Annotated in this window: 18 protein-coding genes; 3 read left to right on the top strand and 15 right to left on the bottom strand. The window is 68.1% G+C overall.

Features of this window, described 5'->3' with window-relative positions:
- From ACIUM1_RS24080 to hrcA, 9 genes are all read right to left on the bottom strand, one after another.
- Entirely contained in the window at nt 1-786 is a 786-nt protein-coding gene (locus ACIUM1_RS24080) for an SDR family NAD(P)-dependent oxidoreductase (RefSeq protein WP_406814992.1), read from the bottom strand.
- A gap of 165 nt (nt 787-951) precedes the next feature.
- Nucleotides 952-1,851 carry a GTPase Era gene (gene era, locus ACIUM1_RS24075; RefSeq protein WP_406814991.1) on the bottom strand — a complete coding sequence of 300 codons (900 nt, stop codon included), beginning with the start codon at nt 1,849-1,851 and terminating at the stop codon, nt 952-954.
- The gene (locus tag ACIUM1_RS24070) at nt 1,844-3,154 is read right to left on the bottom strand and encodes a hemolysin family protein (protein ID WP_406814990.1); all 1,311 of its coding nucleotides are present in this window, start codon (nt 3,152-3,154) and stop codon (nt 1,844-1,846) included. The genes era and ACIUM1_RS24070 overlap by 8 nt, the downstream gene beginning before the upstream one ends.
- A gap of 89 nt (nt 3,155-3,243) precedes the next feature.
- Nucleotides 3,244-4,512 (bottom strand): hypothetical protein, encoded by a 1,269-nt coding sequence (locus ACIUM1_RS24065; RefSeq protein ID WP_406814989.1) that lies wholly within the window; start codon nt 4,510-4,512, stop codon nt 3,244-3,246.
- Entirely contained in the window at nt 4,509-5,042 is a 534-nt protein-coding gene (gene ybeY / locus ACIUM1_RS24060; protein WP_406814988.1) for an rRNA maturation RNase YbeY, read from the bottom strand. Before ybeY ends, ACIUM1_RS24065 begins: the two co-directional genes overlap by 4 nt.
- A 20-nt stretch (nt 5,043-5,062) precedes the next feature.
- Nucleotides 5,063-6,121: a PhoH family protein gene (locus ACIUM1_RS24055; RefSeq protein WP_406814987.1), complete on the bottom strand. Its 1,059-nt coding sequence runs from the start codon at nt 6,119-6,121 to the stop codon at nt 5,063-5,065.
- Nucleotides 6,122-6,177: 56 nt separating this feature from the next.
- Nucleotides 6,178-7,026, bottom strand: a complete 849-nt coding sequence (locus ACIUM1_RS24050) for a 16S rRNA (uracil(1498)-N(3))-methyltransferase (protein WP_406814986.1) — start codon at nt 7,024-7,026, stop codon at nt 6,178-6,180.
- 23 nt (nt 7,027-7,049) lie between these two features.
- Entirely contained in the window at nt 7,050-8,198 is a 1,149-nt protein-coding gene (gene dnaJ, locus ACIUM1_RS24045; RefSeq protein WP_406814985.1) for a molecular chaperone DnaJ, read from the bottom strand.
- Nucleotides 8,199-8,255: 57 nt separating this feature from the next.
- Nucleotides 8,256-9,287 carry a heat-inducible transcriptional repressor HrcA gene (gene hrcA / locus ACIUM1_RS24040; RefSeq protein WP_406814984.1) on the bottom strand — a complete coding sequence of 344 codons (1,032 nt, stop codon included), beginning with the start codon at nt 9,285-9,287 and terminating at the stop codon, nt 8,256-8,258.
- Between the two features lie 231 nt (nt 9,288-9,518).
- On the opposite strand from hrcA, the gene ACIUM1_RS24035 reads away from it, so the two are divergent.
- From ACIUM1_RS24035 to ACIUM1_RS24025, 3 genes are all read left to right on the top strand, one after another.
- Nucleotides 9,519-9,833, top strand: a complete 315-nt coding sequence (locus ACIUM1_RS24035; RefSeq protein WP_406814983.1) for a type II toxin-antitoxin system VapB family antitoxin — start codon at nt 9,519-9,521, stop codon at nt 9,831-9,833.
- Nucleotides 9,834-9,911: 78 nt separating this feature from the next.
- Entirely contained in the window at nt 9,912-10,508 is a 597-nt protein-coding gene (locus ACIUM1_RS24030; RefSeq protein WP_406814982.1) for a carboxymuconolactone decarboxylase family protein, read from the top strand.
- The gene (locus tag ACIUM1_RS24025; RefSeq protein WP_406814981.1) at nt 10,505-11,401 is read left to right on the top strand and encodes a sigma-70 family RNA polymerase sigma factor; all 897 of its coding nucleotides are present in this window, start codon (nt 10,505-10,507) and stop codon (nt 11,399-11,401) included. Before ACIUM1_RS24030 ends, ACIUM1_RS24025 begins: the two co-directional genes overlap by 4 nt.
- Here ACIUM1_RS24025 and ACIUM1_RS24020 read toward each other — a convergent pair.
- The 6 genes from ACIUM1_RS24020 to ACIUM1_RS23995 all read right to left on the bottom strand — a co-directional run bounded on the left by ACIUM1_RS24020 (nt 11,395) and on the right by ACIUM1_RS23995 (nt 25,449).
- Nucleotides 11,395-11,919: a hypothetical protein gene (locus tag ACIUM1_RS24020; protein WP_406814980.1), complete on the bottom strand. Its 525-nt coding sequence runs from the start codon at nt 11,917-11,919 to the stop codon at nt 11,395-11,397. The two genes, ACIUM1_RS24025 and ACIUM1_RS24020, sit on opposite strands and share 7 nt — an antisense overlap.
- 261 nt (nt 11,920-12,180) lie before the next feature.
- Nucleotides 12,181-12,717 (bottom strand): hypothetical protein, encoded by a 537-nt coding sequence (locus tag ACIUM1_RS24015; RefSeq protein WP_406814979.1) that lies wholly within the window; start codon nt 12,715-12,717, stop codon nt 12,181-12,183.
- Between the two features lie 226 nt (nt 12,718-12,943).
- The gene (locus ACIUM1_RS24010) at nt 12,944-13,159 is read right to left on the bottom strand and encodes an MbtH family protein (RefSeq protein ID WP_406814978.1); all 216 of its coding nucleotides are present in this window, start codon (nt 13,157-13,159) and stop codon (nt 12,944-12,946) included.
- A complete protein-coding gene (gene mbtG, locus ACIUM1_RS24005; protein ID WP_406814977.1) occupies nt 13,140-14,426 on the bottom strand; it encodes an NADPH-dependent L-lysine N(6)-monooxygenase MbtG in 1,287 nt (428 codons plus the stop codon). The genes ACIUM1_RS24010 and mbtG overlap by 20 nt, the downstream gene beginning before the upstream one ends.
- Nucleotides 14,423-18,862 carry an amino acid adenylation domain-containing protein gene (locus tag ACIUM1_RS24000; RefSeq protein WP_406814976.1) on the bottom strand — a complete coding sequence of 1,480 codons (4,440 nt, stop codon included), beginning with the start codon at nt 18,860-18,862 and terminating at the stop codon, nt 14,423-14,425. Before ACIUM1_RS24000 ends, mbtG begins: the two co-directional genes overlap by 4 nt.
- Nucleotides 18,859-25,449 carry an amino acid adenylation domain-containing protein gene (locus ACIUM1_RS23995; protein WP_406814975.1) on the bottom strand — a complete coding sequence of 2,197 codons (6,591 nt, stop codon included), beginning with the start codon at nt 25,447-25,449 and terminating at the stop codon, nt 18,859-18,861. The genes ACIUM1_RS24000 and ACIUM1_RS23995 overlap by 4 nt, the downstream gene beginning before the upstream one ends.

The raw sequence follows: 25,449 nt of genomic DNA, 5'->3' as shown, positions 1-25,449 counted from the left end.
TCAGCGGCCGAATGGTTTCGACATCACCCGGTTACCGACGGCTTTGAGCGTGTCCGGCAGCACCCGGTTGGCCGTGCCCATCACCTTCGACAATGCGGATCCCGCCACGACTTTCTGGTCACCGCGCATCAGCGCCTCGAATCCCTGCCGTGCGACTTGAGCGGGGTCGTCCTTAGGCATTCTGCCCATCAGGGAATCAACCATTTTGGCGCGCCCGAAGAAGCTGGTGTCAGTCGGTCCGGGCATCAGAGCCGTGACAGTGATTGCGGTGTCGCGCAATTCGTCATGAAGAGCCTGGGCGAAGGATTGAATGAACGACTTCGACGCGTTGTACACCGGCATATACGAACCCGGCATCTGGGACGCGATGGACGAGGTGAACAACACCTTGCCCGCATTGCGATTCGCCATGTCGCGCAGAACCAGCTTGGCCAGATGCACGGTGGAGCGCACGTTGAGATCGATGATGCTGAGGTCATCGGCGAGCTCGCTGCGGAGGAACATTTCGCCGCGGCCGATTCCGGCGTTGAGCGCCGCGGCCGCGAGCACCCGGTCACCTTCGATTGCGCTCTCGTACAAGTGCTCCACCCCGTCGGGGCCGCGCAGGTCCACCTGGACCGGCTGCACCGCGGCACTGAACTGCGAGAGCTTGTCGGGCACGCCGTGGATGGCGTCGTCTTCGGCGGCAACGACGAGGTCGTAGCCATGTTGGGCGAATTGCTTGGCCAGTTCGAATCCGATGCCGCTGGACGCGCCCGTCACCAGCGCGAGTAGAGGTTGCGTCATAGGCCGCGGCTACCCAGGACAAAGGTGACCAAACCGCTGATCCGACTCGCGAATCCGTCGGTGCAGATTCCGGTGCTGGCCTGGCTGCGTCTCACCACTCACATGCGCCACATGCGTAGCGTCTGCCTGGCCGCGCAGGACGCATGCGCCGGTCGGCTTCCGCTGCTAAAAACCCAGGCGGCCAAGCTGTTTGGGGTCGCTCTGCCAGTTTTTGGCGACCTTGACGCGCAGATCCAGGTAAACCTTGGTGCCCAGCAGCTTTTCGATCTGAGCGCGCGCGGCGGTGCCAACCTCCCGCAGCCGCGAACCACCCTTGCCGATGACGATCCCTTTCTGGCTGTCGCGTTCGACGTAGAGCAGGGCGTGCACGTCGATCAAATCGTCGCGATCCTCCCGCGGATTGACTTCGTCGATGACCACGGCCAGTGAATGCGGCAGCTCGTCGCGAACACCCTCGAGGGCCGCCTCCCGGATCAGCTCGGCCATCAGGACCTCTTCGGGTTCGTCGGTCAGCTCACCGTCGGGGTAATACGCCGGGCCGGGCGGCAGCGCGGCGGCCAGCACGTCGATCAAGATGTCGACCTGCGCCCCGGTCACCGCCGACACCGGCACGATTTCGGCTGAATCTCCGACCAACTCGCTGACCGCTACCAACTGCGCGGCCACCCGGTCTTTGGGAGTCTTGTCGATCTTGGTGACGATGGCGACCAGCGTCGTCTTCGGCGCGGTCGCGCGAATCTGTTCGACGATCCAGCGGTCTCCCGGACCGATCGCCTCGTCGGCCGGGATGCACAGTCCGATCACATCGACTTCGGAATAGGTGTCGCGCACAAGATCGTTCAGGCGCTTGCCCAGCAGGGTGCGCGGCCGGTGCAGGCCCGGCGTGTCGACCAGGATGATCTGGAAGTCCTCCCTGTGCACGATGCCGCGGATGGTGTGCCGCGTGGTCTGCGGCCGCATCGAGGTGATCGCGACCTTGGTCCCGACCAGCGCGTTCGTCAGGGTCGATTTGCCGGTGTTCGGACGGCCGACCAAACACACGAAACCGGAACGGAATTCAGTCATGCTGCGCGGGTTCCTCGCCATCGGATGAACCGTCGGATTCGACCGGGCTGAGCAGGACGGTGTTGATCCGTACCCGCCCGCGGTGATCGGTGCCACCTTCGGCCTGCAGCCGCAGACCGTGCGACACCACCTCGGCGCCCGGTAGCGGTACCCGACCCAATTCCAGGGCGAGCAGGCCGCCCACGGTGTCGACGTCGAGATCGTCGTCGAATTCCACGTCATACAGCTCGCCCAAGTCCTCGATCGCCAGCCGCGCCGAGACCCGGAAGTGCTTGTCGCCCAAGTCTTCAATCGGTGCCGTCTCCGCCTCGTCGTATTCGTCGGCGATCTCCCCGACGATTTCTTCCAGCACGTCTTCGATGGTGACCAGGCCGGCGATCGCGCCGTACTCGTCGACGAGAAGCGCCATGTGGTTGCGGTCGCGCTGCATCTCCCGCAGCAGCGAGTCCAGCGGCTTGGAGTCGGGCACGAAGACCGCCGGCCGCATGACCTGTGACACCGGAGGGGTCCGGCCGCCGTCGCCGGACAAAATGGTCTGCCGAACAAGGTCTTTCAAGTACACGACGCCGACGATGTCGTCGACGTTCTCGCCGATCACCGGGATGCGGGAATGCCCGCTGCGCACCGCCAAGTTGATGGCCTGGCTGGCGAACTTGTCGCTTTCGATCCAGATCATCTCGGTGCGCGGCACCATCACCTCGCGGGCCGGGGTGTCGCCGAGCTCGAAGACCGACTGGATCATCCGGCGCTCTTCCGCGGCGACCACGCCGCGCTGCTGGGCCAGGTCGACGACTTCGCGCAATTCGATCTCGGAGGCGAACGGCCCGTTCCGCAGGCCCCGACCCGGAGTCACCGCGTTACCCAGCACCACCAACAACCGGCTGATCGGCATCAGCAGCCACGAGATCGCTTGCAGCGGAAGCACTGTCGTCAGCGCGATGGAGTAGGCGTTCTGACGGCCGAGGGTACGCGGCCCCACTCCCATCACGACGAAACTGGTCACCACCATGATGGCCGCGGCACCGAACAGCCCCCAACGCAGCCCGAAGTTGTCGTAGAGGAACACCACCAGCAACACCGTCGCGGTGATCTCGCAGGTGATCCGCAGCAACACCACCAGGTTGATGTAGCGGGGCCGTTCCGACATCACCTTGGAGAGCGCCACCGCGCCGGGCCGCTCATCGCGCACCAACTCCTGAACCCGGGCCAGCGACACGGTGCTGATCGCCGCATCGATCGCCGCGAACAGCCCGCCCAACGCGATCAACGCTATTGCACCGAGCAGCTCAGACCAGCCGGTCAATTGTCGACATACCTTGACTTGGTCACTGACTTCCCCTATGGCTCTGACCTGCAGCTTAGCGGTTGACCGGCGCCGAGGACCGGCGACCGCTAGGCGTCAGCGTCCTGCTGCTCGGTTCGGCTTCGGCGAGCGAGCAGCCAGGCGATCAGGCCTACGACCACCGCAAATCCCCCGAAGCGCAACGCCAACGTCCAGCCGGATTGGTTGGGCTGGCCTGGCTCCTGGTGGTGGACGGCCAGCAGCACCAGGAAGCTGCCGTCGTCTGTCGGCCCGACCCCCGGCGTCGGCTGGGTCTTGATCACCCTGATCTGGGCGGGGGCACTGGTGGAGTTGTCGATCTGCCCCCAGGCCAGGGTGGAGTCGTCGAGCAGGAAGGTGTCCTGGCCGCCGGCGGGTTGGCTCGCGTCGTGCCCCACCACCGACACGTGGCCCACTTCGACGGTTTCGTTCTTGGCGGGCACGAACACCGTGACGTTCTCGTACAGCTTCGGCGGCGCCGGCGGCTTGTAATCCGGTGGCGGGGGTCCGTTGTACCCGTTCAACGGTATGGAACCCCCGCCGTAGAAGCTGCCCGCCGCCACATAGCTGTCGCCGACCGCGGTGAACGGGACGACACCGACGGTGGTGGCATCCAGCACCATCCGCGCCCCGCGCGGCAGGTACGCCTGCTGGTAGGCGCCGTTGTAGAAGTAGCGGAACGTGATCGGCTGATTGAGCGGGTTGTAGATGGTCGGGCGGCGATAGGCGTCGTCGTAGTCGAGGTAGTCCCAGTGCCGCGGCCGGACGAACTTCTGGTCGTCGATTTTCAGGATGTCGACGTTTTCCCGGTGCGAACTCACGACCTTCTGCACCTGCTGGTCGAAGTCCACCTGGGTCGGCGGCTTCGGTGGGTTGGCGGGGTCGACGCGAGTCGGAGGTGCGGCCTTGGCCGCCGCGATCGCCAGCGACGGCGCATCCAGCCCTCGCGGCGGCGCCACCACCGGGGCGTTACGCGGCGCGTCGGGGCCCGGCGGATTGATCTCCTGCACCGGAACGTTCTGACCGGAGTTGGGCGGCGGGAGGACCAGTGGGTTCTGCACCGGCGGCGGCATGGGGGGCGGCTCGTATACCGGAATGGGAACCGGTGGGACCGGTGTGGGTGCATTGCTCGGCGGCCCTTGAACGCCGCGGCGGTCTTCGTTGCAGACGTTCGCGGTGTGATAGGCGTTCACATAGAACATGCAGTGCTGGCAGGCGACGGGGTTGGATCCCGCGCCGGCACACGGGGCCGCCTGCGCCACCGAAGCGGTGGCGGTCACCAACACCGACAACGGCGCGAACGCGATGGCGGCTGCCGCCAGAATCTTAAGTGACCTCAATTGTCGAAATACCTTGACTTGTCGAGCAATCGGCGGTCCCGCTCCTCTTGGCGGTTCTGGTGGTAGGCCTCGACCTGATCGGCGACCCACTCTTCGAGCAGCCGGTCCTGAAGGGCGAACATCTCCTTCTCTTCGTCCGGCTCGCCGTGGTCGTAGCCGATCAGATGCAGCACCCCGTGAATGGTCAGCAGCGCCAGCTCGTGCCCCAGGCTGTGTCCCGCGGCGGCGGCCTGGCCGGCCGCGAACTCCGGGCACAGCACGATGTCGCCCAGCATCGAGGGCCCCGGCTCGGGGGCGTCCGGACGCCCACCCGGCTCGAGCTCGTCCATCGGAAAGCTCATCACGTCGGTCGGGCCGGGCAGATCCATCCAGCGCATGTGCAGGTCGGCCATCGCCGCGGTGTCGAGCAGCACCATCGACAGCTCGGCCGCGGGATTGACGTCCATCTTGGCGATGACGAACCGCGCGACACTGATCAACTCGGCCTCGGAGACGTCGATACCCGATTCGTTGGATACCTCAATACTCATGGGACCCGCTCACCGCACCATCATCGACGACCGCGTGAACCCGTCGCCCGCCGCCCCGCCCGGTTCATTGTCAGGCCGGGCTCTTCAAACTTCGCATAGGCGTCGACGATCTCCGAGACCAGCCGGTGGCGGACCACGTCCACGCTGGTCAGCTCCGCGACGTGGATGTCGTCCACGGCGTCCAGGATTTCCATCGCCGAACGCAGGCCCGACTTGGCGCCACCGGGAAGGTCGACCTGGGTGATGTCGCCGGTGACGACGATCTTCGATCCGAAGCCGAGCCGGGTGAGGAACATCTTCATCTGCTCGGCGGTGGTGTTCTGCGCCTCGTCGAGGACGATGAACGCGGAATTGAGGGTGCGTCCGCGCATGTACGCCAGCGGTGCCACCTCGATGACTCCGGCGGTCATCAGCTTGGGGATCAGCTCGGGATCCATCATGTCGTACAGCGCGTCATACAGCGGCCGCAGATAGGGATCGATCTTCTCGCTGAGCGTGCCGGGCAAAAAGCCAAGGCGCTCACCGGCTTCCACCGCCGGGCGGGTCAAGATGATGCGGCTGACCTGTTTGGTCTGCAGGGCGTTGACGGCCTTGGCCATCGCCAGATACGTCTTGCCGGTGCCGGCAGGGCCGACCCCGAAGACGATGGTGTTGTCGTCGATGGCGTCGACGTAGCGCTTCTGGTTGAGCGTCTTGGGCCGGATCGTCTTGCCGCGCCGCGACAGGATGTCCAGCGTCAGCACCTCGGCCGGTGACTCGTTGTCGGTGCCGGCCAGCATGGCGACGCTGTGCCGAACGACCTCCGGGGTCAGCGGCTGACCACCGGCAACGATGGCGACCAGCTCGGAGATCGCCCGCTCGGCCAGCGCGACATCGGCGGGCTCACCCGCGACGGTGACCGCGTTGCCGCGCACGTGCAGGTCGGCGTTCAGGCTGCGCTCCAGAGCCCGCAGGTTCTGGTCCGCCGAACCCAACAGGCCCATGACGACATCGGGCGGAACGTCGATGCTGCTGCGAACCTGAGCAGAGGCCGGGACGGCTCCGGCTGCGTCAGCAGCGCTGGTCTCGCGGGGCGTCACGTGGCTCTCGATGCCTGCTTTCTCGGTTTGTCGGTGGGTTGCTGGGCCGTCTCAGTCTACGCCCAGGGCCCGGATTGGTCAGTGTTCAGCAACGTACTCGACGACCGGCGGGTCTCGCGAACATGCAGCGTGGGGCCGTTTGCCGGGATGTCGCCGCGCGGGTCCCAGCGCGGGGTCAGCACGCCGAGCGCGCCCAAGGCCACCGCCGCGGCCGTCGACGTCCGCAGCACCTGGGGACCCAGCCGCACCGCCGCCGCACCCGCGGCGGCCAGCGCCGCCAGCTCGTCGTCGGCGATGCCGCCCTCGGGACCGACCAGCAGCAACAGCGATTTCGCCGGTGCCAGGTCGGTATCCGCGAGTCGGTCGGTGGCCGACTCGTGCAGGGCCAGCGCGGTGGCACCGGCGGCCACCTCGTCGCGGATCCGCTGCGCCAGCTCCGCCGTGGACAGCACGCCGTCGACCGGCGGGATGTGCGCGCGACGGGATTGCCGGGCCGCCGATCGGGCCACGGCGCGCCATCGGCGCAACCCCTTGTCTGCCCGGTTGCCCTGCCAGTTGGCCACGCAGCGCGCGGCCTGCCACGCCACGAACCTGTCGGCGCCGGCTTCGGTGGCCAGCTCGATGGCCAGCTCCGAGCGTTCCGACTTCGGTAGTGCCTGCACCACCGTCACCGGCGGGGACCCCGGTGCAACGCTCCAGCGTTCGAGCACCCGCGCGCGCAGCCCGTCGCGCCCGGCGTGCTCCACCTCGCAGTGGGCCAGGGCCCCGGCGCCGTCGCCGAGCACGAGTCGCTCACCGGGGCGGATCCGCCGCACGGTGGCGGCGTGAAAGCCCTCATCACCGCCCAGCACGGCGAGCGAGCCGGGCTCGGGCAGATCGTCGAGGTAGAACAGGGTCGCGACCATGTGCGCGCCTGCGAGGCTGCCGATCAGCGTCCGGTGAAGGTTTCGCGAAGCCGGCTGAACAATCCCCCGCCGGCATGGGTCGAGCGGATCTCGGGCACGTCGCGGCTGCGGCGAGTCTTGAACTCCCGCAGCAATTCGGTGTCGCGGTGGTCCAGCCGGGCGGGAACGACCACCTCGACGTGCACGTGCAGATCGCCCCGGGTGCCGGACCGCAGGTGCGGCATGCCGTGGCCGCGCAGCGTGATGACCGAAGCCGGTTGGGTGCCGGGCGGAATGGTGATCTCGCTGACGCCGTCCAAGATGGCGTCGACGGTGACGGTGGCGCCCAGCGCCGCGTCGACCATCGGCACCGAAACCGTGCAGTGCAGGTCGTCGCCTTCGCGGACGAAGACGTCGTGAGGCTGTTCGTGCACCTCGACGTACAGGTCGCCGGCCGGCCCGCCGCCGGGCCCGACCTCGCCCTGCGCGGCGAGCCGCACGCGCATGCCGTCGCCGACACCGGCGGGGATCTTGACGCTGATCTCGCGGCGGGCCCGCACCCGGCCGTCGCCCATGCACTGGTGGCACGGGTCCGGAATGACCACGCCGACGCCACGGCAGGTCGGGCACGGCCGTGACGTCATCACCTGCCCCAGCAGCGAGCGCTGCACCGTCTGAACCTCGCCGCGGCCACCGCAGGTATCGCACGGCACCGGCGCCGAATCGCCGTTGGTGCCCTTGCCCTGGCAGCGGTCACACAACACCGCGGTGTCGACGGTGACCTGCTTGGTCACGCCGGTCGCGCACTCTTCGAGGTCCAGTCGCATCCGCAGCAGCGAATCCGAGCCGGGCCGCACCCGCCCGATGGGGCCGCGCGAGGTCGCGCCGCCGCTGAAGCCGCCGCCGAAGAAGGCCTCGAACACGTCCCCCAGACCGCCGAACCCGCCGGCGAAGCCGCCGCCCGCCGCCGCGGCGTTCTCCATCGGGTCCCCGCCCAGGTCGACGACCCGCCGCTTCTCGGGATCGCTCAGCACCTCGTAGGCGACGCTGATCTCCTTGAACTTCGCCTGCGCGGCCTCGTCGGGGTTGACGTCGGGATGCAGTTCGCGCGCCAGCTTGCGATACGCGCGCTTGATCTCCGCGTCGCTGGCGTTTCTGCTCACGCCGAGCAGCCGGTAGTAATCGCGTGCCACGCTTGACTCTCCTATACCTGGTCTTTTCCCGCGCCTACCCACTCTGCGGGTGCGCGTTCATCGAGCACCCAGGACTTCGCCGATATATAAGGCAACCGCAGCAACGCTGGCGATAGTTCCCGGATAGTCCATCCGGGTGGGCCCCAGCACACCCATTCCCCCGTAAACGGTGTCGGAGGTGCCGTAGGCGGTGGTCACCACGGAGGTGCCCAGTATTTGCTCGGCGGCCGTCTCATGGCCGATGCGCACCGTCACTTTACCGGCCTCCTGCTGGGCGGCCAGCAACCGCAGCACCACCACCTGCTCCTCCAGCGCTTCCAGGATGGAGCGCAATGAGCCGCCGAAATCGGCCGCATTCCGGGTCAGGTTGGCGGTACCGCCCAACAGCAAACGCTCTTCGGTGTGTTCGACGAGCGATTCCAGCAACACCGTCGCCGACCGGCCCACGGCATCGCCCAGGCCGTCCGGACTGCGCAGCTGCCCCGCGAGGTCCGCCACCGCGACCGAGGCGGCCGACAGCTTCTTGCCCACCAGCGCCTGGCCGAGCATCTCCCGCAGCTGAGACAGTTCGTGCTCGTCGATGACGTCACCGAGCTCGACGACCCGCTGGTCGACCCGGCCGGAGTCGGTGATGACGACCATCAGCAGCCGCGCCGGCGTCAGGGCTATCACTTCGAGGTGGCGCACGGTGGACGACGACAGCGTGGGGTACTGCACCACCGCCACCTGCCGGGTCAGCTGGGCCAGCAGCCGGACCGCCCTGCGCAGGACGTCATCGAGGTCGACCCCGGATTCGAGGAAGCTTTGGATCGCGCGCCGTTCGGCCGAGGAAAGGGGCTTGACGTCGTCGAGTCGGTCGACGAATTCGCGGTAGCCCTTCTCGGTGGGCACCCGTCCGGAACTGGTGTGCGGCTGGGTGATGTAACCCTCGGCCTCGAGCACCGCCATGTCGTTGCGGACGGTGGCGGGCGAGACGCCCAGGTTGTGGCGCTCCACCAATGCCTTGGAACCGATCGGTTCCTTGGTGGCGACGAAGTCGGCGACGATTGCCCGCAGCACCTCAAACCGACGATCATCGGCACTTCCCACCGGCCGCCACCTCCTTCGATACCGCGTTGACCGGATTCATTTTACGGGCTCTGGCGGTGCCGACCGTTAGCAGCGGCGGTTCGGCGGGGCCGGTGGCCGCGCGGATCACCGACCGTTATCGGGACGGGCTGCCGGACGATTTTCTTCGAACGCATCGGTGCTGACGAACATCGGTCGGACTAGCCTGTCCAGAATGAACCGGTCGGGCCACAGCAGTGAGTCGGTGCGTCGATGATTTTCAAGGGCGTACGCGACGGCAAGCCGTATCCCGAGCACAACCTGTCCTACCGGGATTGGTCCCAGATTCCGCCGCAGCAGATCCGGCTCGACGAATTGGTCACCACCACCACGGTGCTCGCGCTGGACCGCCTGCTCTCCGAGGACTCCACCTTCTACGGCGATCTCTTCCCGCACGCGGTGCGGTGGAAGGGCATCACCTATCTGGAAGACGGACTGCATCGCGCGGTCCGCGCCGCGCTGCGGAACCGCACCGTGCTGCACGCCCGCGTGTACAACATGGACATGCCGCTGGGCGCGCCCGGGTAAGCGTCACGTTCGGGCCTCGCCGCGTGTCGACTTGGTAAGGACGTTGGTTTCCCGCCACCACTTGCCAGGAGGACCGCCATGCCACGGCTGCAAGGAGTCTCCGACCGCGACGCCGGCCTCGGCGCCAAGATCGCCTTCTTTTTCACCAAGCGCAAGCTCGCACACATGACCGGGTTGGAAACCGCGGGGATGCTGGAACCGCTGCGGATGTATGCCTATATCCCGCGACTGCTCAACGCCTACGGCAGGTTGGAGCAGGCCGAGTCGAAGCTGGACGTCCTCAGTCCCCGCCAGCGGGCGCTGGCCGAGCTGAAGGCGGCGACGGTGGTGCGCTGCGAGTACTGCATCGATCTGGGCTCACAGATCGCCCGCCGCTGGGGCATCACCGACGAAGAGCTGTTGGCCCTGGCCGATTACCGGAACGCGCCGTGCTTCTCCGACGCCGACAGGCTGATCCTGCGGTACGCCACCGCGATCAGCCGCACCCCGGTCGAGGTGAGCGACGAACTCTTCGATGCGCTGCGTGCGCACTTCGATGCCGCCCAACTGGTCGGCCTGACGCATGCGATCACGCTGGGCAACCTGCGGGCCCGGTTCAACATCGCGCTCGACATCGGCTCGTCGGGCTTTTCCGGTAACCGGGTGTGCGCCTTGCCCGAAACCGATCGGCCGTGACGGCGGACACCTCATTGGCGGCCCGCTTCGAGGCGGCCCGACCACAGCTGAGCGCCGTCGCCTATCGCATGCTGGGCTCGATCGACGACGCTCAGGATGCGGTGCAGGAGGCGTGGCTGCGACTGAGCCGCACCGCTGAATCGGACGGCGGGGACGGCATCGCCAACCTGGGAGCCTGGCTGACCACCGTGGTGGCGCGCATCTGCCTGAACATGCTGCGCGATCGCCGGACTCACGGCGGCGAGGAGCTCGTCGGCCACCTGCCGGATCCGATCGTGGAGGCGGAGGGTGAGTTCGACCCCGAGCACCGCGCGATGCTGGCCGACGCGGTGGGACTGGCGTTGTTTGTGGTGCTCGATACCTTGCCGCCGGCCGAGCGGCTGGCGTTCGTGCTGCACGACGTCTTCACCGTGCCCTTCGACCAGATCGCGGCCATCGTCGACGCGACACCGGAATCCGCCCGTAAGTTGGCCAGCCGGGCCCGCCGGCGGATCGAGCAGGCCGATGCGGCTCCGGACGGCCCCCTGGCCGCGCAACGCGAGGTGGTCGACGCCTTCTTCGCCGCTGGGCGCAGCGGCGACTTCGACCGCCTGGTCGCGGTGCTTCATCCCGACGTGGTGTTGCGCGGTGACTTCGGCGCCGCCGCGGCCGTCTTCCGCGCCCAGGGCGCGGCCGTGGTGGCCGAGCTGGCCCGCGGTTACGCCGGGCCGGAGCGTGAAGTGTGTGCCGCGACCGTGAACGGTGCCGCCGGCGCGGTGATCTTCGTCGCCGGCCTGGCGGCATCCGTCATGGGATTCGTGGTGCGCGACGGCCGGATCCGCGCGATCGACGTGCTGGCGGACTCGGCGCGCATCGCCAAACTAGACCTGCGCGGGTTGCGCGCGGGTCACTGACCGGCGGCTTGCAGCAACGCCATCGCCGACGTCCGCGACAGCACCCAGCCGCCGCCCTGATTGACGAAGGTGACGTTCTGCGTGACCGGCGACGGCAGCTTGGGGCCGGAGACCGCGACGTCGGCGGACGCCGAACCGGCCGCGGTCGGCTGGATGTTCGTGACATCGAAGGACAACGGCAGGTCGCCGTTCTTCGCCGCCTTCTGCAGCTTCTTGTCGGCGACGTGCGCCTCCATTCCGCCGATGCCACCCTGCACCAGATTGCCCTTGCTGCTGAACGACACGTTCGGGTCGGCAAGAGTGGTGAGCACGCCGGTCAGCTGGTCGGCGGTGGGCACGTCGGCACCCGCGACCGGTTGCGCCGGCGGCGGGTCCTGCGGAAGCGGCGCGCCAACGGTGGCGAGCCGCACCCCGGCGGCCGGCGCGCTCGGTGTGGCGACGGAGGCCACGCCGGCGGCGGCGCCCCCGACGATGGCCAGCGCTGCCACCCCGGCGGCAACAGTCTTCACGGTTCTCATGGTTCCCCCTTCGGTGGGCACGAACGTCGACGCAGTCGGCGATCCGCGTGCCCGTTGCGTCTGTTACGTCGTGTCTCGGCACCGATACGTTACGGCGAGCCGATGTGGAAGGAACATGAGCACACTGTGCGCCTGCTGTGCGGAGCGCCTGCCTGCCCGACGGTAGACCTGTCACCGCCGCCCGCAAACGGCAGACCCCATGCGCCCCCGTTCCGGGGCACATGGGGTCTGCTTGACGTCGGCTTGCCCGGCGCGTCCGGGCTAGTTCGTCGCGCTCGATGCCTGAATCAGTGCAATCGCCGCGTCGTGCTGCAACACCCAGTTACCGCCCTGGTTGACGAACACCAGATGCTTGTTGACCGGTCCGGCGAACTTCGGGCCGGAGATGGCGACGTCGGCCTGGGCCATATTCGGACCCGCCGGCGCGATGTTCGTCACGTTGAACTGCTCGGGGAAGTTCCCGTTCCGGTAGGCCTTGCGCAGGTCGTGGTCGGCGACCATCCCCTCGTTTTGCGGGACGCCGTTTTCAATGAGGTTGGCCTTGTCCCGGTAGTTGACGCCGGGGTCGGTCACCTGGTTGCAGAGGTTGGCCAATTGGTCAGCCGTCGGCAACTGCCCCGGCGCGCCCGGCGGCGGGGGCGGAGGCGGCGGCGGGTCCTGCGGCAGTGGCGCGCCGACCGCCGCCAGTTGCACCTGATCCGTGCCGATCGGTGCTGCGATGGAAGCCACGCCGGCGGCTGCGCCGCCAATGGCGGTCAGGGCCGCCACGCCCGTGGCAATGGACTTCACGGATTTCACAGGTCCCCCTTCGATACACATGGACCGTGGCGGAATCCTACGGATCGCCGCACGCGGTCCCACGTCTCCATGGTTGAAGCTGGTGTAAGTGTGCCCTGTGACTCCGGAATTTGTGTCTCGGGTCGGTCACGTTACGACGACGCTACGGTCGCGACGTGGGAAAACACGTTAATTGTGCTGTGCCGCAAGTGCGTAACGGCGAATTCTCGCGCACACATACCCGCTGTTACTCGGCGGCGAGCGCCTCGATCAGGCTCTTGGGCCGGATGTCCGACCAGTTCTGTTCCACGTACTGCAGGCAATCCGCGCGGCTGGCTTCACCGAACGCCACCCGCCAGCCGGCCGGCGTGTCGGCGAAGGTCGGCCACAGGCTGTGCTGGTTCTCGTCGTTGACCAGCACCACAAAGTTCGCGTCGTCGTCATCAAAGGGATTGGCGCTCATCGTGTCTCCTTTTCGCGGGATACCTGGACGGGCTGACGGTGGATCCCAGAACCCGGTCGGATAGCAGCCCAAGGCAGCTCAGGTTGGGAAACCCGGGCCCCTGGGTGAGTCCTGACAAGTTCGGCAGGAACAACTTGGGTGCCACGCCTGTGACGGCCAGGTCATAACCTATCGCCTCCTGCAGCCGCTCCGAAGTCAGGGGCCCACCGAGACCGAGTTCTAGCAGATCAAGCGCGTCTTGACCGAACAGCGCTGCGAACCAGAGCGGGTCAGCGCCGGATCCGTCGATGACGAGATCGAACCCGTGTACGGTCTCCAGATTCTCGCTGCCGCGATTGGTGGACAGCGTCAGTCGGATCTGCCCCTCCTTACCCACCGCGTGGGCGACGCGGCCACGCAGGTGGTGGATGCGATCGTCGGCCAGCAACGCTTCCTGCACGTTGGACGAGAACACCCCACGGTCGGTGCGGGCCAACGCGTCGCGGCGCTCGGCAAGGGTAAGGGCCGGCCAGTCGGTCGGATCGGAAAACAGCGAGTTCTCGAAAAACCCCTCGCCGCGGGTGAACAACGTGGCTTGTGGAGAGATCACGGTGATGCTGGAAATCCGGTGCCGGAACAACTCGTAGAGCATCGTCGCGGCCGTCTCGCCACCGCCGATCACCGCCACCCGCTCCGCCTTGATCCGGTCGTGGTTGGCGGCGCGATCCCAAAACTGGGCAATCGACAGCATGCGCGGATTGCCGGGGAGCAAAGATCTTTCGGCCTGGCCGGGGCCGGTGATCATCAACGCGTCGGCGTGCACGGTGGTCTCGTGCGTCTGCAGCGCCCAGCGGTCCCCGGTGATCGCCAACCGTTCGACCTCACCGTGCACCAGCGTCATGCCAACGTGTTCGGCGACCCAACTCAGGTACTGGCTCCACCGGCGATGCGTCGGGGCCGGCCGGCCGCGGTCGATCCACTCGGCGAACGACGCCGTCGCGACCAGATAGGACTGCCAGCTGAACCGGGTCATCCGCTCGTCGAGTTCGGCGTTACGCCGCGGCACCAGCGCCGAGCGGTAGGGAAACCCGACGTCTTTTTCCGGGCTGGTGCCTAGGCGGTGCGCGCCATCGGTCCAGCCGCCGCTGGCCTGCCAGTTCGCCGCGACGCCGATCCGCTCCACCGCGAACACGTCGGGAACGTCGACGCCCATTTCGCGCAGCGCGAAGGCCTTGGCCGCCACAGCCACCGCCTTGGCGCCGGCCCCCACGATCGCAAGTGTGCTCATTTCACCATCTCCCGCAGCGAATCAATCCAAAGTCCTTGCAGCGCACTGATATCCGCGACATCGAGAATGTCGGGCAGGGCGCGCCACTGCGCGGCCAGCACCCGCTGCCCGTCATAGGTCAGGACCAGCGCGGCGATGGTGAGCTCGTGGCGCACCGCCAGTTCCGGCTCCGGCACCGGCGACGATCCGGCGAGTAGCTCGCGCTGCAGCCGCAGCCCGGTGCCGCCGTCGGCGTGGGCGGCGCCGAGATAATTCAGCAGCAGCTGCGGTGGTGAATAACCGGCGAGCCGCGCGGCGGTGTCGTCCCGCAGGTAGCGCAGCAACCCGTAGTCGAGTCCGTCGCCGGGGAGCGCCGCCAATGTCTTGCCCACCTCGCGCGGATCCGCCGAGTCCAGTCGCACCGGATAGATGGAGCTGAGCAACCCGACCGTGTCGCCGGTGTCGATGGTGGGTGCGCCCGGCTCCTGCACCAAACTGTCGGCGCGGCCGTGCGTTTCGAGCGCCAGCAGGGGAGGCGGTGTGGCCTGACCGCGTAGCTGGCGCCACCGCGTCACCGTCGCCGCGGTAGCGGCGACCAGCAGCGTGGGCAGCGGCAGGTCCGAATCCAGCAGGCGACGGGTGACGTCGGCGTCGGTGACGGCGTTGCGGACGATCAGGTCGCGGGCCCGATCGCGGCTCGGATCGAGCCGGCGGGCGCCGAGGTCGGGGTCGTCGCCGTCCAGTTGGGACGCCCAGAATTGCACCGTGTCCAACCGGTGTGCCCGCGCGGTGAGTGCGTCGGCCCAGCGCCGATAACTGGTGTGCTCGCGGATGGGTGCCGGCTGGCGGCCGGTGGCCGCGGCCGTCAGGGCGGCACCGAGTTCCCCGAGGATCACCCGCCACGACGCCGGATCCAGCGCGACGACGTGCGCGGCCAGCAACAGAACGCTCTCCCCCGCCGGCGGTCGCAACCACACGGCGGACAGCAGCTTACCCCGTTCGGGGTCCAGTCGGTTGACGGCCTCGGCGACGCGAGCGGGTACCGCCGCGGCCAGATCACCAACGGCTGCAACCTCTTTGACCACATCGGCGATGTCGGCGGCAGGCACCGGCACCAGCGTCAGCGTGGCACGGTCCACCCGGGTGCGCAACACTTCGTGACCCTCGATGATGCCCGCCAGGGCCGCATCCAACTCCTCGCGGCGCAGCGTCGCGGGCAATCGGATGGCTTCGGTCTGCGCGAGCCGGCGCGGGTCACCGAATTCGTAGAGCCATCGGCCGTTGGGCAGTAACGGCATCGGCCCGGATCCGGTGTCCACCTGCTCGGCGGCGGCCGTGGTTTCCGAGTCGATCGCCTCGGCCAGTTCGCGGACATTGCTGCACTCGAGAATGAGCCTGGCGCGCAGCGCAATTCCGCGGGCTCGGGCGGCTTGCACCACGGACAACGCCATGATGCTGTCCAGGCCCAGCCGCAGGAAGTCGGCGGTGACGTCGATGCGCGGTTGACCGAGCAGCTCGCCGAGCAGCTCGGCCAGCGCGGATTCGGTGGCGGTCTCGGGCATCGCCGCGCCGACCTCGAACTCGGACCGATCGAATGCGGCCAATGCCTTATCGTCCAGCTTTCCGTTGGGCGTCAACGGGATTTCGTCGACCAGGACGATGCGCTGCGGAATCATGTAGCGCGGCAGCCGGGTGCTGAGCACGCCGCGCAGCTCGGAGGTGGAGGGTCGATCGGTGGCCGTTTCGGTGGCCACGTACGCGGTGAGCCGCGCGATGCCCTGGCGCTGCTGCACCAGCACCCCCGCGTGCCGCACGGCCGGGTGTGATTCGAGGGCGGCCGCTATTTCGCCGGGTTCGACGCGGTGGCCGCGGATCTTCACCTGGGCGTCGGCGCGTCCTACGTATTGCAGTGAGCCATCGGGCAATCGGCGCACCAGGTCGCCGGTCCGATACATCCGGTCGGCCGCCGTAAACGGGTCGGCGACGAACCGCGCCGCGGTCTCCGCTGCGCGGCCCAGGTAGCCACGGGCCAGCTGGGCACCGCTCAGATACAGTTCGCCCGTGGCTCCGTACGGCACCGGGTGCAACGCGGAATCCAGCACGTAGCCGCGGGTGTGCCGGGTCGGTCGCCCGATGGACGGCTCGTCGTGTTCGGCGATGGCGGCGACCACCGCCTCGACCGTGGTTTCGGTGGGCCCGTAGCAGTTGTGGGCGGTCATCGACGACGTGCTGCAGGTGTTGCGGATCCGGGTCCAGGCCGCGCCGCCGACCGCCTCGCCGCCCAGTGCCAACACGGTCAGCGGTGCGTCGGTGAGTAAGCCGAAAGCCTGCAGTTGGGCGAACATCGACGGGGTGGTGTCGATCATGTCGATGCCGTGCCCGGCGATCAGCGCGACCAGCGCCTCGGCGTCGGTCTGAGTCTTCTCGTCGACGACGTACACGCCGTGTCCGTCGAGCAGGCCGACCAACGGCTGCCACGCGGCGTCGAAGGCGAACGACCACGCGTGGGCGATGCGCAGCGGCCGGCCCAATTTGTCCGCGGCGGGCCGCAACACCCGGTCCAGGTGGTCATCGGCGTAGGCGCCCAGGGCGCCGTGAGTTCCGATGACGCCCTTGGGTTCTCCCGTCGTCCCGGAGGTGAACACGACATATGCGGCCTGCGCGGGCAGAACGTCGGCGGTGCTGAAGTCGGCGTCTTGCGGTTCGCTGGCGTTCAGCAGCTTCTCGGTCAGGTCTTCGTTGAGAACGATCGCGGCGCCGGATTGACGCAGGATCGAGTTAACCCGTTCGGGCGGCATGCCCGGTTCCATCGGAACGCACATGCCGCCGGCTTTGAGCACGGCGAGTATCGCGATGATGTAGTGCGGGCCGCGGGAGAGCCTGACGCCCACCGGTGCTTCGGCCTTGACGCCCGCGTGCGCGAGTCGCGCCGCCAGCCGGGTGGCATGAAGATCCAGCTCGCGGTAGCTCAGCGTGCCACCCGCCCAGCTGACCGCCGGGTTGTCCGGTGTACGGGCTGCGACGGCGGCGAACCGGGCGTGAATGCTCAACGGTGACAACGGTGTTGGCGCGCCGGCGGCCCGCAGCGGGTCGGCTTCGTCGTCCAGCAGGACACTGACGTCGCACAGCCGGCGCTCCCAGCCCTGCAGCAGCCGCTCAGCGGTGGTGAGCACCCGCTGCCCCAATGTGGCGGCGGGTGTGGCGCCCAGCGCTCCGTCGACCGCTTCGATCAGCACCACCAGCTCGCCGGCTTCCATGTGGGCGGCGACGGCGATGGGGAAATGCGACAGGGTTTGCAGGGCGACCGGCCGGAATGTCGCACCGCCTGCGGTCAGTTCGCCGCCCGCGGTCAGCCCGTCCATCGGGAAGTTCTCGTAGACCAGCAGGGTGTCGAACATTTCGCCGACGCCGCCGAGAGCGCGGAGTTGGGCGTGCCCGAGATAACTGTGCTCGCGTAACAATGCCGCGTCGCGCTGCACGGCGCGGCACTGCTCACCGGCGGGCGCGGTCGGGTCCAGCCGCACCCGCAGCGGCACGGTGTTGATGAACAGCCCGACCATGGTCTCGACGCCGGTCAGTTCGGGCGGCCGACCGGAAACCGTGACCCCGAAAACCACGTCGCGGGTGTCGGTAAGCCGCGACAACACCAGCGCCCACGCCGTCTGCATCAGGGTGTTCACGGTGATGCCCCGCGATCGGGTGTCTTCGACCAACCGCGCGGTGGTTTCGGCAGGGAGTCGCAGCTTGGTGGTGCGCGGCAGCGCCGGCTGCCGGCCCTCGGCCGCCTCCGTGGACCCCAGCGAAGCGGCGAGCAGCGTGGGGCCCGGCATACCCGCCAGGTGCTCGCGCCACACCCGTTGGCTGGTGTCCGGATCGCGGCTCGCCAGCCAGCCGATGTAGTCGCGGTAGGGCCGCGGCGGCGCGGGCAGCGCCGAGAGGTCGCCGCCGGCCTGATAGAGCACCATCATCTCGTTGACGAACACCGGCAACGACCATCCGTCGATCACGATGTGATGGGCGGTAATCACCAAACGCCAACGTGCGCCGGGCAATTCGATCAACAGGAAGCGGATGGCCGGTCCGCGTTCCAGGTCGAACGGTCGGCGGCGTTCGCCGGTTTCCAGCGCCGGCACGTCCTCGGGTGCGGCGGCGGCCAGCCGCCAGGGCAGCTCGACGCGGGACGGCACGATCTGTACCGGTCGCGGGATTCCGCGGCTGAAGAAGCTGGCTCGCAGATTAGGGTGCCGCACCAACATCTGCTCGGCGCACTCACGCAGCAGTACGACATCCAGTTCTCCGGAGATGTCCGCCGCGATCCCGATGACGTACGGGTCGTCCGCCTCTGGATCGTCGGCGAATTCGGCGAGCGTGGTCAGCGAATACAAGCCCTCCTGCAAGGGGCTCAGCGCCATCACATCCTCGATCTGGGGCGCGACATCCGTTTTGGCAGATGTCATCTCGTGCCTTCGCGGGACGCCGAGAAGAGCTGCGTCACGGCAGCGAGCTCCGACGGTGACAATCCGGACGTGCTCATCGGCGCGAAGCGGGTGTCGGTCGGCTGCTCGTGCTGTGCGGTGACGGCCGCTTCGTCGCCCAGGGCATCGAGGGCGGCGGCCAACTGCTGCACCGTCGGGTTCTCAAAGATCATCCGCGGGCTCACGGCCAGGCCGGCCGCCCGGGCTCGCGCGGCGAGCTGCACGGATAGGATGCTGTCGCCACCGAGGGCGAAGAAGTCGTCGAAGCGCCCGACGTTCGGGGTGGACAGCAGTTCCGCGAACACCTCGGCCAGCGCCCGTTCGGTGTCGGTGCGTGTCGGTTCGGTCTGGCCGCCGGTGCTGACCTCCGGCCGCGGCAACCCCGGCCGGTTCAGCTTGCCCGACTCGGTTCTCGGCAGCACGTCGAGCACGGTCAGCGACGACGGCAGCATGTAGCCCGGCAGCGTCGTGACGATCGCCGCGCGCACCTGGGCCGCGAATGTCGCCTTCGCGGCGTCATCGGTGATCGGCCGTTGCGGCACAACATATCCGGCCAACGAGGTGCCGCCGTGCACCTCCCACGTGCGGGCCGCCGCCCCGGCAACACCCTCGGCGCCCGCCAGGGCCGCCTCGACCTCGGCCAACTCGACCCGGAAACCGCGGACCTGCACCTGGTGGTCGGACCGTCCGACGAATTCCAGTCGGCCGTCCTCGGTCCATCGGGCCAGATCGCCACTGCGATACAGCCGCGAACCCGGCTCGGCGCCATAGGGGTTGGCGATAAATCGCGTCGCGGTCAGGCCCGGACGCTTCCAATACCCTCGGGCCAGCTGGTCACCGGCGTAGTACAGCTCACCCACCACGCCGGCCGGCACGAGACGCAGGACGTCGTCGAGCAGGTAGGCCGCCGCACCCGGGACCGGCCTTCCGACAAGCGGATTCGGCAGACTCAGCGGCCCGCGGGACACGGCGCCCGAGGTCTCGGTGGAACCGATGTTGTTCAGCAGCTCGGTGCCGGCGCCATCCTCGGCGGCGCACACCGACACCAGCCGTTGCAGCAGCGCGGTACTCACCGGTTCGCCGCCGCACACCAGCCGCGACAGCGAGCGCACGGCGTCGGGCCGGCTGTCCACCAGCGCCGAGACCAGGCTGGGCACCGCGGTCAGCTGGGCGACCGAATACCGGCTCATCAAGTCCCCGAGGGATTCCGGGTCACGGTGCTCGGCGTCGTCGGCCAGGATCATCGTCGCGCCGGCCGCCAGGCCGGCCAGCATCTCCATGCCACCTTCGAGGAAGGTGATCGAGGCCTGCGCCAGCCGAACGTCGTCGGTTCGCGGCGGGTAGTGCCGCAGCTGCCAGTCGAGCCGGGCGGCCATCGAGCGATGTGTTCCCACCGCACCTTTCGGTTTGCCGGTAGACCCCGAGGTGAACACCAGGTACATCGGATCATCGGGGTGCGGCGGTCGCACATCCTTGCACCGCGGATCCGCGTCGTCGCCGTCGACCAGTGCGCGTACCTGTGGATCGTCCAGCGAGATCAGTTCGACCCCCGGAACCGGCGGCATGGCGTCCACCGCCTCGACGGTCGCGAGCACGACTGGCGGCTGCACGTCGTCGAGCATGAATTGCTTTCGCGCCAAGGGATATCCGGGATCGATCGGAAAGTAGCCGGCGCCCGCCTTCATGATGGCCACCAGCGCCACCGCCAGGTCGATGCTGCGCCGGGTCGACAGCCCGACCAGCGATCCCGGGCCTACTCCGTTCTTGACCAGCAGCGCGGCGAGGTTGTCCGAACGACGGTGCAGCGCAGGGTAATCGATGCTCTGCTCGCCGCAGCGCACCGCGATGCGACCGGCGCCAAACCTCCGGCTGGGCTCCAACAGTTCCGGGATGGTGCGCGGCCGGTCGTGCGGCGGCTGCTCACCACGGCTCCAGTCCTGCAGGATGCGGTGTTGTTCGGAGGCATCGATCAGCTGGACGTCTCGCAGGGTCTGATCGATGTCGTCGGCGAACCCGGCAATTGCGCGAGCCAGCCATTCGGCCAGCCGCTCGATGGTGGACCGGGCGTAAAGCTCGGTGCGGTAGATGAGATTGCAGTTGTAGCCGATGTCGCCGGAGCCGTCGGTGCCGAAGAAGTTGACGCTCAGATCGGCGTGCGCCATGTCGAAGACGGGGTCCAACGAGGTGCATACGGTGTCCTGCTCGCCGCTGCCCGGGGCTGCAGTCTCGATGACACGGTTGGCGGACAGGTGATCCCGGACGTGCACGACGACCTGGAACAGCGGGTTGCGTGACAGCGAGCGCACCGGGCTGACGCTGTCGACGACGCGGTCGAACGGCAGGTCCTGGTGGGCGTAGGCGGCCAGCGCGGTCTCCCGGGCCCGCTTGAGCAGTTCGCGCAGCGTCGGGTTGCCGTTCAGGTCATTGCGCAATACCAGGATGTTGACGAAGAACCCGATCAGCTGGTCCAATTCGGCCTCGGTGCGGCCCGCCACAGGGGTGCCCAGCGGAATGTCGGTTCCGCCACCGGCTTTGTGCAAGACCACGGCGACGGCCGTTTGCAGCAGCATGAACTCGGTGATGCCCAGCTCGCGGCACAGCTCGCCGAGCTTGGTGCGAGTGGCGGAGTCGATGTGGAAGTCGACCGACTCCCCTTCGCCGGTGGGCACCGGCTGGCGCGGGAAGTCCGGGCGCAGCCCGGTGTCCTCCGGCATCCCGGCCAGCTGCCGGGTCCAGTACTCGCGCTGGCCGCGGGCGATGGCGGATTCCCGACCGCTCGCTTCGGAATCCAGGCCCAGGAACGTGCGCTGCCACGCTGCATAGTCGGCGTACTGCACCCGCAGCGGGGCCCAGGACGGCACCTCTCCGCCGCGCCGGGCCCGGTAGGCCGTCATCACATCGGAGAACAGCACGCCCGCCGACCAATGGTCGGAGGCGATGTGATGCACGACCAGCGACAGCACGTGCTCCGCAGTGTTCTCGATGCGCAGCACCGCGACCCGAATCGGCAGTTCAGCGTCGAGTTCGAAGCAGTGGCACCGCTCGACGTCGAGCTGCTGTTGCAGCCAGGCCTCGTCGGGTCCTTCCTCGCGGCGCAGCGGAACCTCGACGCCGGCCCGTTCAACCACCTGATAGGGCAAGCCGTCCAACTCGACGTAGCTGGTGCGCAAAATTTCGTGCCGGGCAACGACGTCCCCGACGGCGGCGATCAACGCATCGATGTCCCATGGTCCGGTCAGCTTCGCGGCGAAGGGAATGTTGTTGACCCGGCTGGGCCCGTCCACGCGGTAGGCGAACCAGCTGCGCAGCTGCGACGCCGAGAGTGGCATCGGTTCGTCGTGCGCGGTGCTGATCAGCCGGGGACGCGACTGCGTCAGTTCGCCCGAACTCAGTTGGTCGATCCGCTCGGCCAGCGCCCCGACGGTCGCGAGCTCGAACACGTCGCGGATGCCGATTTCCACGCCGCATTGCGCGCGGATCGCGGTGACGAGTTTGGTGGCGACCAGCGAGTGACCGCCCAGATCGAAGAATGAGTCGTCGACGCCCACCCGCTCGTGGCCGAGCAACGCGGAAAACAGTTGCGCGATGCGCTGTTCCGTGGGTGTCGTCGGGCCCCGGTATTCGGCGGCCGCGGCGATCTGTGGTTGCGGCAAGGCGGCGCGGTCGATCTTCTGGTGCGCGGTGATCGGGATCTCGTCGAGCACCACATAGCCGGCCGGGGTCATGTAGTCCGGCAGGACGGCCGCCACCCGGGCCCGGATGCGTTCGACCTCCACCGTTTCCGTGCCGGCGCCCTGTGCCGGTGTCACGTATCCGACCAGGCTCTTGCCCAGCTGAGGCAGGTCCATGGCCAGCACGACCGCCTGCCCGACGCTAGGGTCGACCGAGATCGCCGCCGCGATTTCGCCCAGCTCGACGCGGAAACCTCGGATCTTCACCTGCTCGTCGGCGCGGCCGACGAACTCGATGTCGCCGTTGGCGTTACGGCGGGCGAGGTCGCCGGAGCGATACATCCGCCCGCCGGACGCGAACGGGTCGGCGACGAACCGCTCGGCGGTCAACTGGGGCCTGCGGTGATATCCGTGTGCGACATGTGTTCCGGCGATATAGATCTCACCGATCGCGCCGACGGGAACCGGCTGCAGCGCGTTATCGAGCAGATACACCTGCGTGTTGATCTTGGGCCGGCCGATCGGCACCACCCGGGTGCCCTGAGTGCCTTCGACCGGGTAGCTGGTGCAGTTCACCACCGTCTCGGTCGGTCCGTAGAAGTTGTGCAGCGACGCGTCGAAGGTGGCGTGGAACTTGTCGGCGATCTCGCCGGGCAGAGCCTCACCGCCGATGGGCACGCGCCGCAGGGTCCGCCACTGGCTGACGCCGGGCAACGACAGGAAAAGTCCCAGTAGCGACGGCACGAAGTGCATCGACGTGATGCCCTCGCGGGCCAGCAGGTCGGTCAGGTAGCCGATGTCGCGCAGCCCGTCGGGCCGCGGAATCACCAGGCGGGCACCCATGATCAGCGTGCCGAAGATCTCACCCATCGACACATCGAAGCTGGGCGAGGCGACCTGCAGCAGCCGATCGGTGCCATCGATCCGGTATTCGTCGCCGAACCACACGAAGTACTCGGCGATGGGCGCGTGCGGCACCGGAACACCCTTGGGTAGCCCGGTGGACCCGGAGGTGTAAATCAGGTAGGCGGTGTTGTGCGGGCTCAGCGGTCGGATCAGCTCGGCAGGCGCGGTGACTGGATAGCCCCCGGCGTCGGTAACCGGTTCGCGCAGCACCAGTTTCGCGTCCGCATCCTCGAGAATGAAGCTCAGCCGGTCTTCCGGGTAGGTGGGATCCACCGGCAGATACACCCCGCCCGCTTTGAGCACCCCCAGCGCGGTGATCACCAGTTCGGGAGACTTGTCCAGCAATACCGCGACGCGATCCTCGGTACCGATTCCCTGCTCGATGAGCCAGTGCGCCAGCCGGTTCGATTCTTCGTCGATTTCTCGGTAGCAGTAGGCGCGCCCCTCGTAGACCACGGCGACGGCATCGGGTGTCAGAGCCGCCCGCCGGCTGACCAGCTCGGGCAAGGTGCTGGCCGGGGTGACGAATTCTTCGCCGGTCGAGACCGCGCGCAGCCACTCGGCGTCTTCGCCGCTCATCAACGCGCACCCGGACAGCTTCGCGTCGGGATCGGCCAGCAGGCCGTCCAGCAAGACGGCGTAGTGGCGCAGTAATTGCTCGACCAACTGCTGATCCAGCACCTCGACCAGATACTCGGCCTCGACCATGCCGCCGCCCGAACCGTCCGGGGCTCGGTCCAGCTCGACCATCAGACTCAACGGCAATTGGTTGAACTGGCCGCGCAATTCGCCGCGCTCGCAGCGCACACCCGGCGGGCAGAAGCCGGCGCCATCGGGCTCCCGTTGGCCGAAGCTGGCCCGGGTCATCCGATCCGCGCCATGCCGGCGGTCGGGATTCGACTCGCGCACCAGCCAGTCCAGGTCGGCCCGGGAATGCGCGAAGGCGCCCACGGCGTCCTCACGGGTTTGAGCCAGCAGCTTGCGGAACGTCTGGTGTGATCGCGGCCGCAGCCGAATCACCACCGTGTTGCCGTAGTAGCCGATGACATCCTCGGTTCCCACGCCGCGGTTGAGCACCGGGACCGCCACCAAGAAGTCGGTCGACTGCGTGTACCGGTGCACGAGCGCGGCGAACGCGGCCATCAACACCATGAACGGGGTGGCGCCCGTCTCCCGGGCCAGAGCGGCCGCTCGCTCGACGGTGTCCGGCGACAACCGCGCGAACGCGCGCTCTGCGCGCCAGGTGGTGGGCACCACCGAACCGTTGGCCCCGGGCAGCTCGAGAGGCTCGGGGAGGTTGGCCATCCGCGGCCGCCAGTAGTCCAGATCCGCCTGGCGAATGGCGGTCGAATCCCCGGACGGGTCCGGCAGCACCCGCCCGTCGTCGAAGCCGTCCGGGTCGGTGTAGGCGCGAGTCAGATCGGCGAAGAACGGTGCCCACGAGCCGTCGTCCCAGGCGATGTGGTGCGCGGTGATCAGCAGCATCAGTTCGTCATCGGCCAACCGCGCCGCAGTGACTCGCAGCGGTGAATCTTTGCTCAGGTCGAATGGCCGGCGAAAGTCTCGCTGCGCCAGCACATCCAGCCGTAGCCGCCGCGCCTGGCCGGTCAAACCGGTCAGGTCGTGTTCGGCCCATTCGGGCCGCAGGTCCTCGCGGAGCACCGGGTGTGGGTCGCCCTCGGCGTCGGTGGCGTAGGTGGTGTGCAGCACCGGGTGTCGCGCGGCGACGGCGTCGACGGCATGGCGCAACCGCGCGGTGTCGACGGTGCCGGACAGGCGGTAGGAGACGCAGATGTTCAGCAGCGCGCTGCCGGGATCGACGGACTGCACGAACCACATCCGGTGTTGGCCGACCGACATGCGCGGCTGGTCGTCGGTCGCGACGGGCGCCGCCGCCGTCGTCTTCGTCAAGCCGCGTTCGGCAAGCTTGCGGCGCAGTAATTCCAGCCGCTGATCGTCGAGATGGGTGTCGACGCCGGTGGTGTCTGCCAC

Origin of the sequence: Mycobacterium sp. M23085 (assembly GCF_045343915.1) — a bacterium.
Taxonomy (GTDB): Bacteria; Actinomycetota; Actinomycetes; order Mycobacteriales; family Mycobacteriaceae; genus Mycobacterium.
The sequence above is the reverse complement of the archived record's forward strand: the minus strand, read 5'-3'. Positions and strand labels throughout refer to the sequence as shown.

Bases quoted from the DNA above. Each gene is read 5' to 3' on its own strand.
- era (WP_406814991.1), bottom strand. From the start codon at position 1,851: ATGACTGAATTCCGTTCCGGTTTCGTGTGTTTGGTCGGCCGTCCGAAC.
- ACIUM1_RS24050 (WP_406814986.1), bottom strand. From the start codon at position 7,026: ATGGTCGCGACCCTGTTCTACCTCGACGATCTGCCCGAGCCCGGCTCG.
- ybeY (WP_406814988.1), bottom strand. From the start codon at position 5,042: ATGAGTATTGAGGTATCCAACGAATCGGGTATCGACGTCTCCGAGGCC.
- ACIUM1_RS24030 (WP_406814982.1), top strand. From the start codon at position 9,912: ATGCCACGGCTGCAAGGAGTCTCCGACCGCGACGCCGGCCTCGGCGCC.
- ACIUM1_RS24020 (WP_406814980.1), bottom strand. From the start codon at position 11,919: ATGAGAACCGTGAAGACTGTTGCCGCCGGGGTGGCAGCGCTGGCCATC.
- ACIUM1_RS24035 (WP_406814983.1), top strand. From the start codon at position 9,519: ATGATTTTCAAGGGCGTACGCGACGGCAAGCCGTATCCCGAGCACAAC.
- ACIUM1_RS24080 (WP_406814992.1), bottom strand. From the start codon at position 786: ATGACGCAACCTCTACTCGCGCTGGTGACGGGCGCGTCCAGCGGCATC.
- ACIUM1_RS24000 (WP_406814976.1), bottom strand. From the start codon at position 18,862: ATGACATCTGCCAAAACGGATGTCGCGCCCCAGATCGAGGATGTGATG.
- mbtG (WP_406814977.1), bottom strand. From the start codon at position 14,426: ATGAGCACACTTGCGATCGTGGGGGCCGGCGCCAAGGCGGTGGCTGTG.
- ACIUM1_RS24010 (WP_406814978.1), bottom strand. From the start codon at position 13,159: ATGAGCGCCAATCCCTTTGATGACGACGACGCGAACTTTGTGGTGCTG.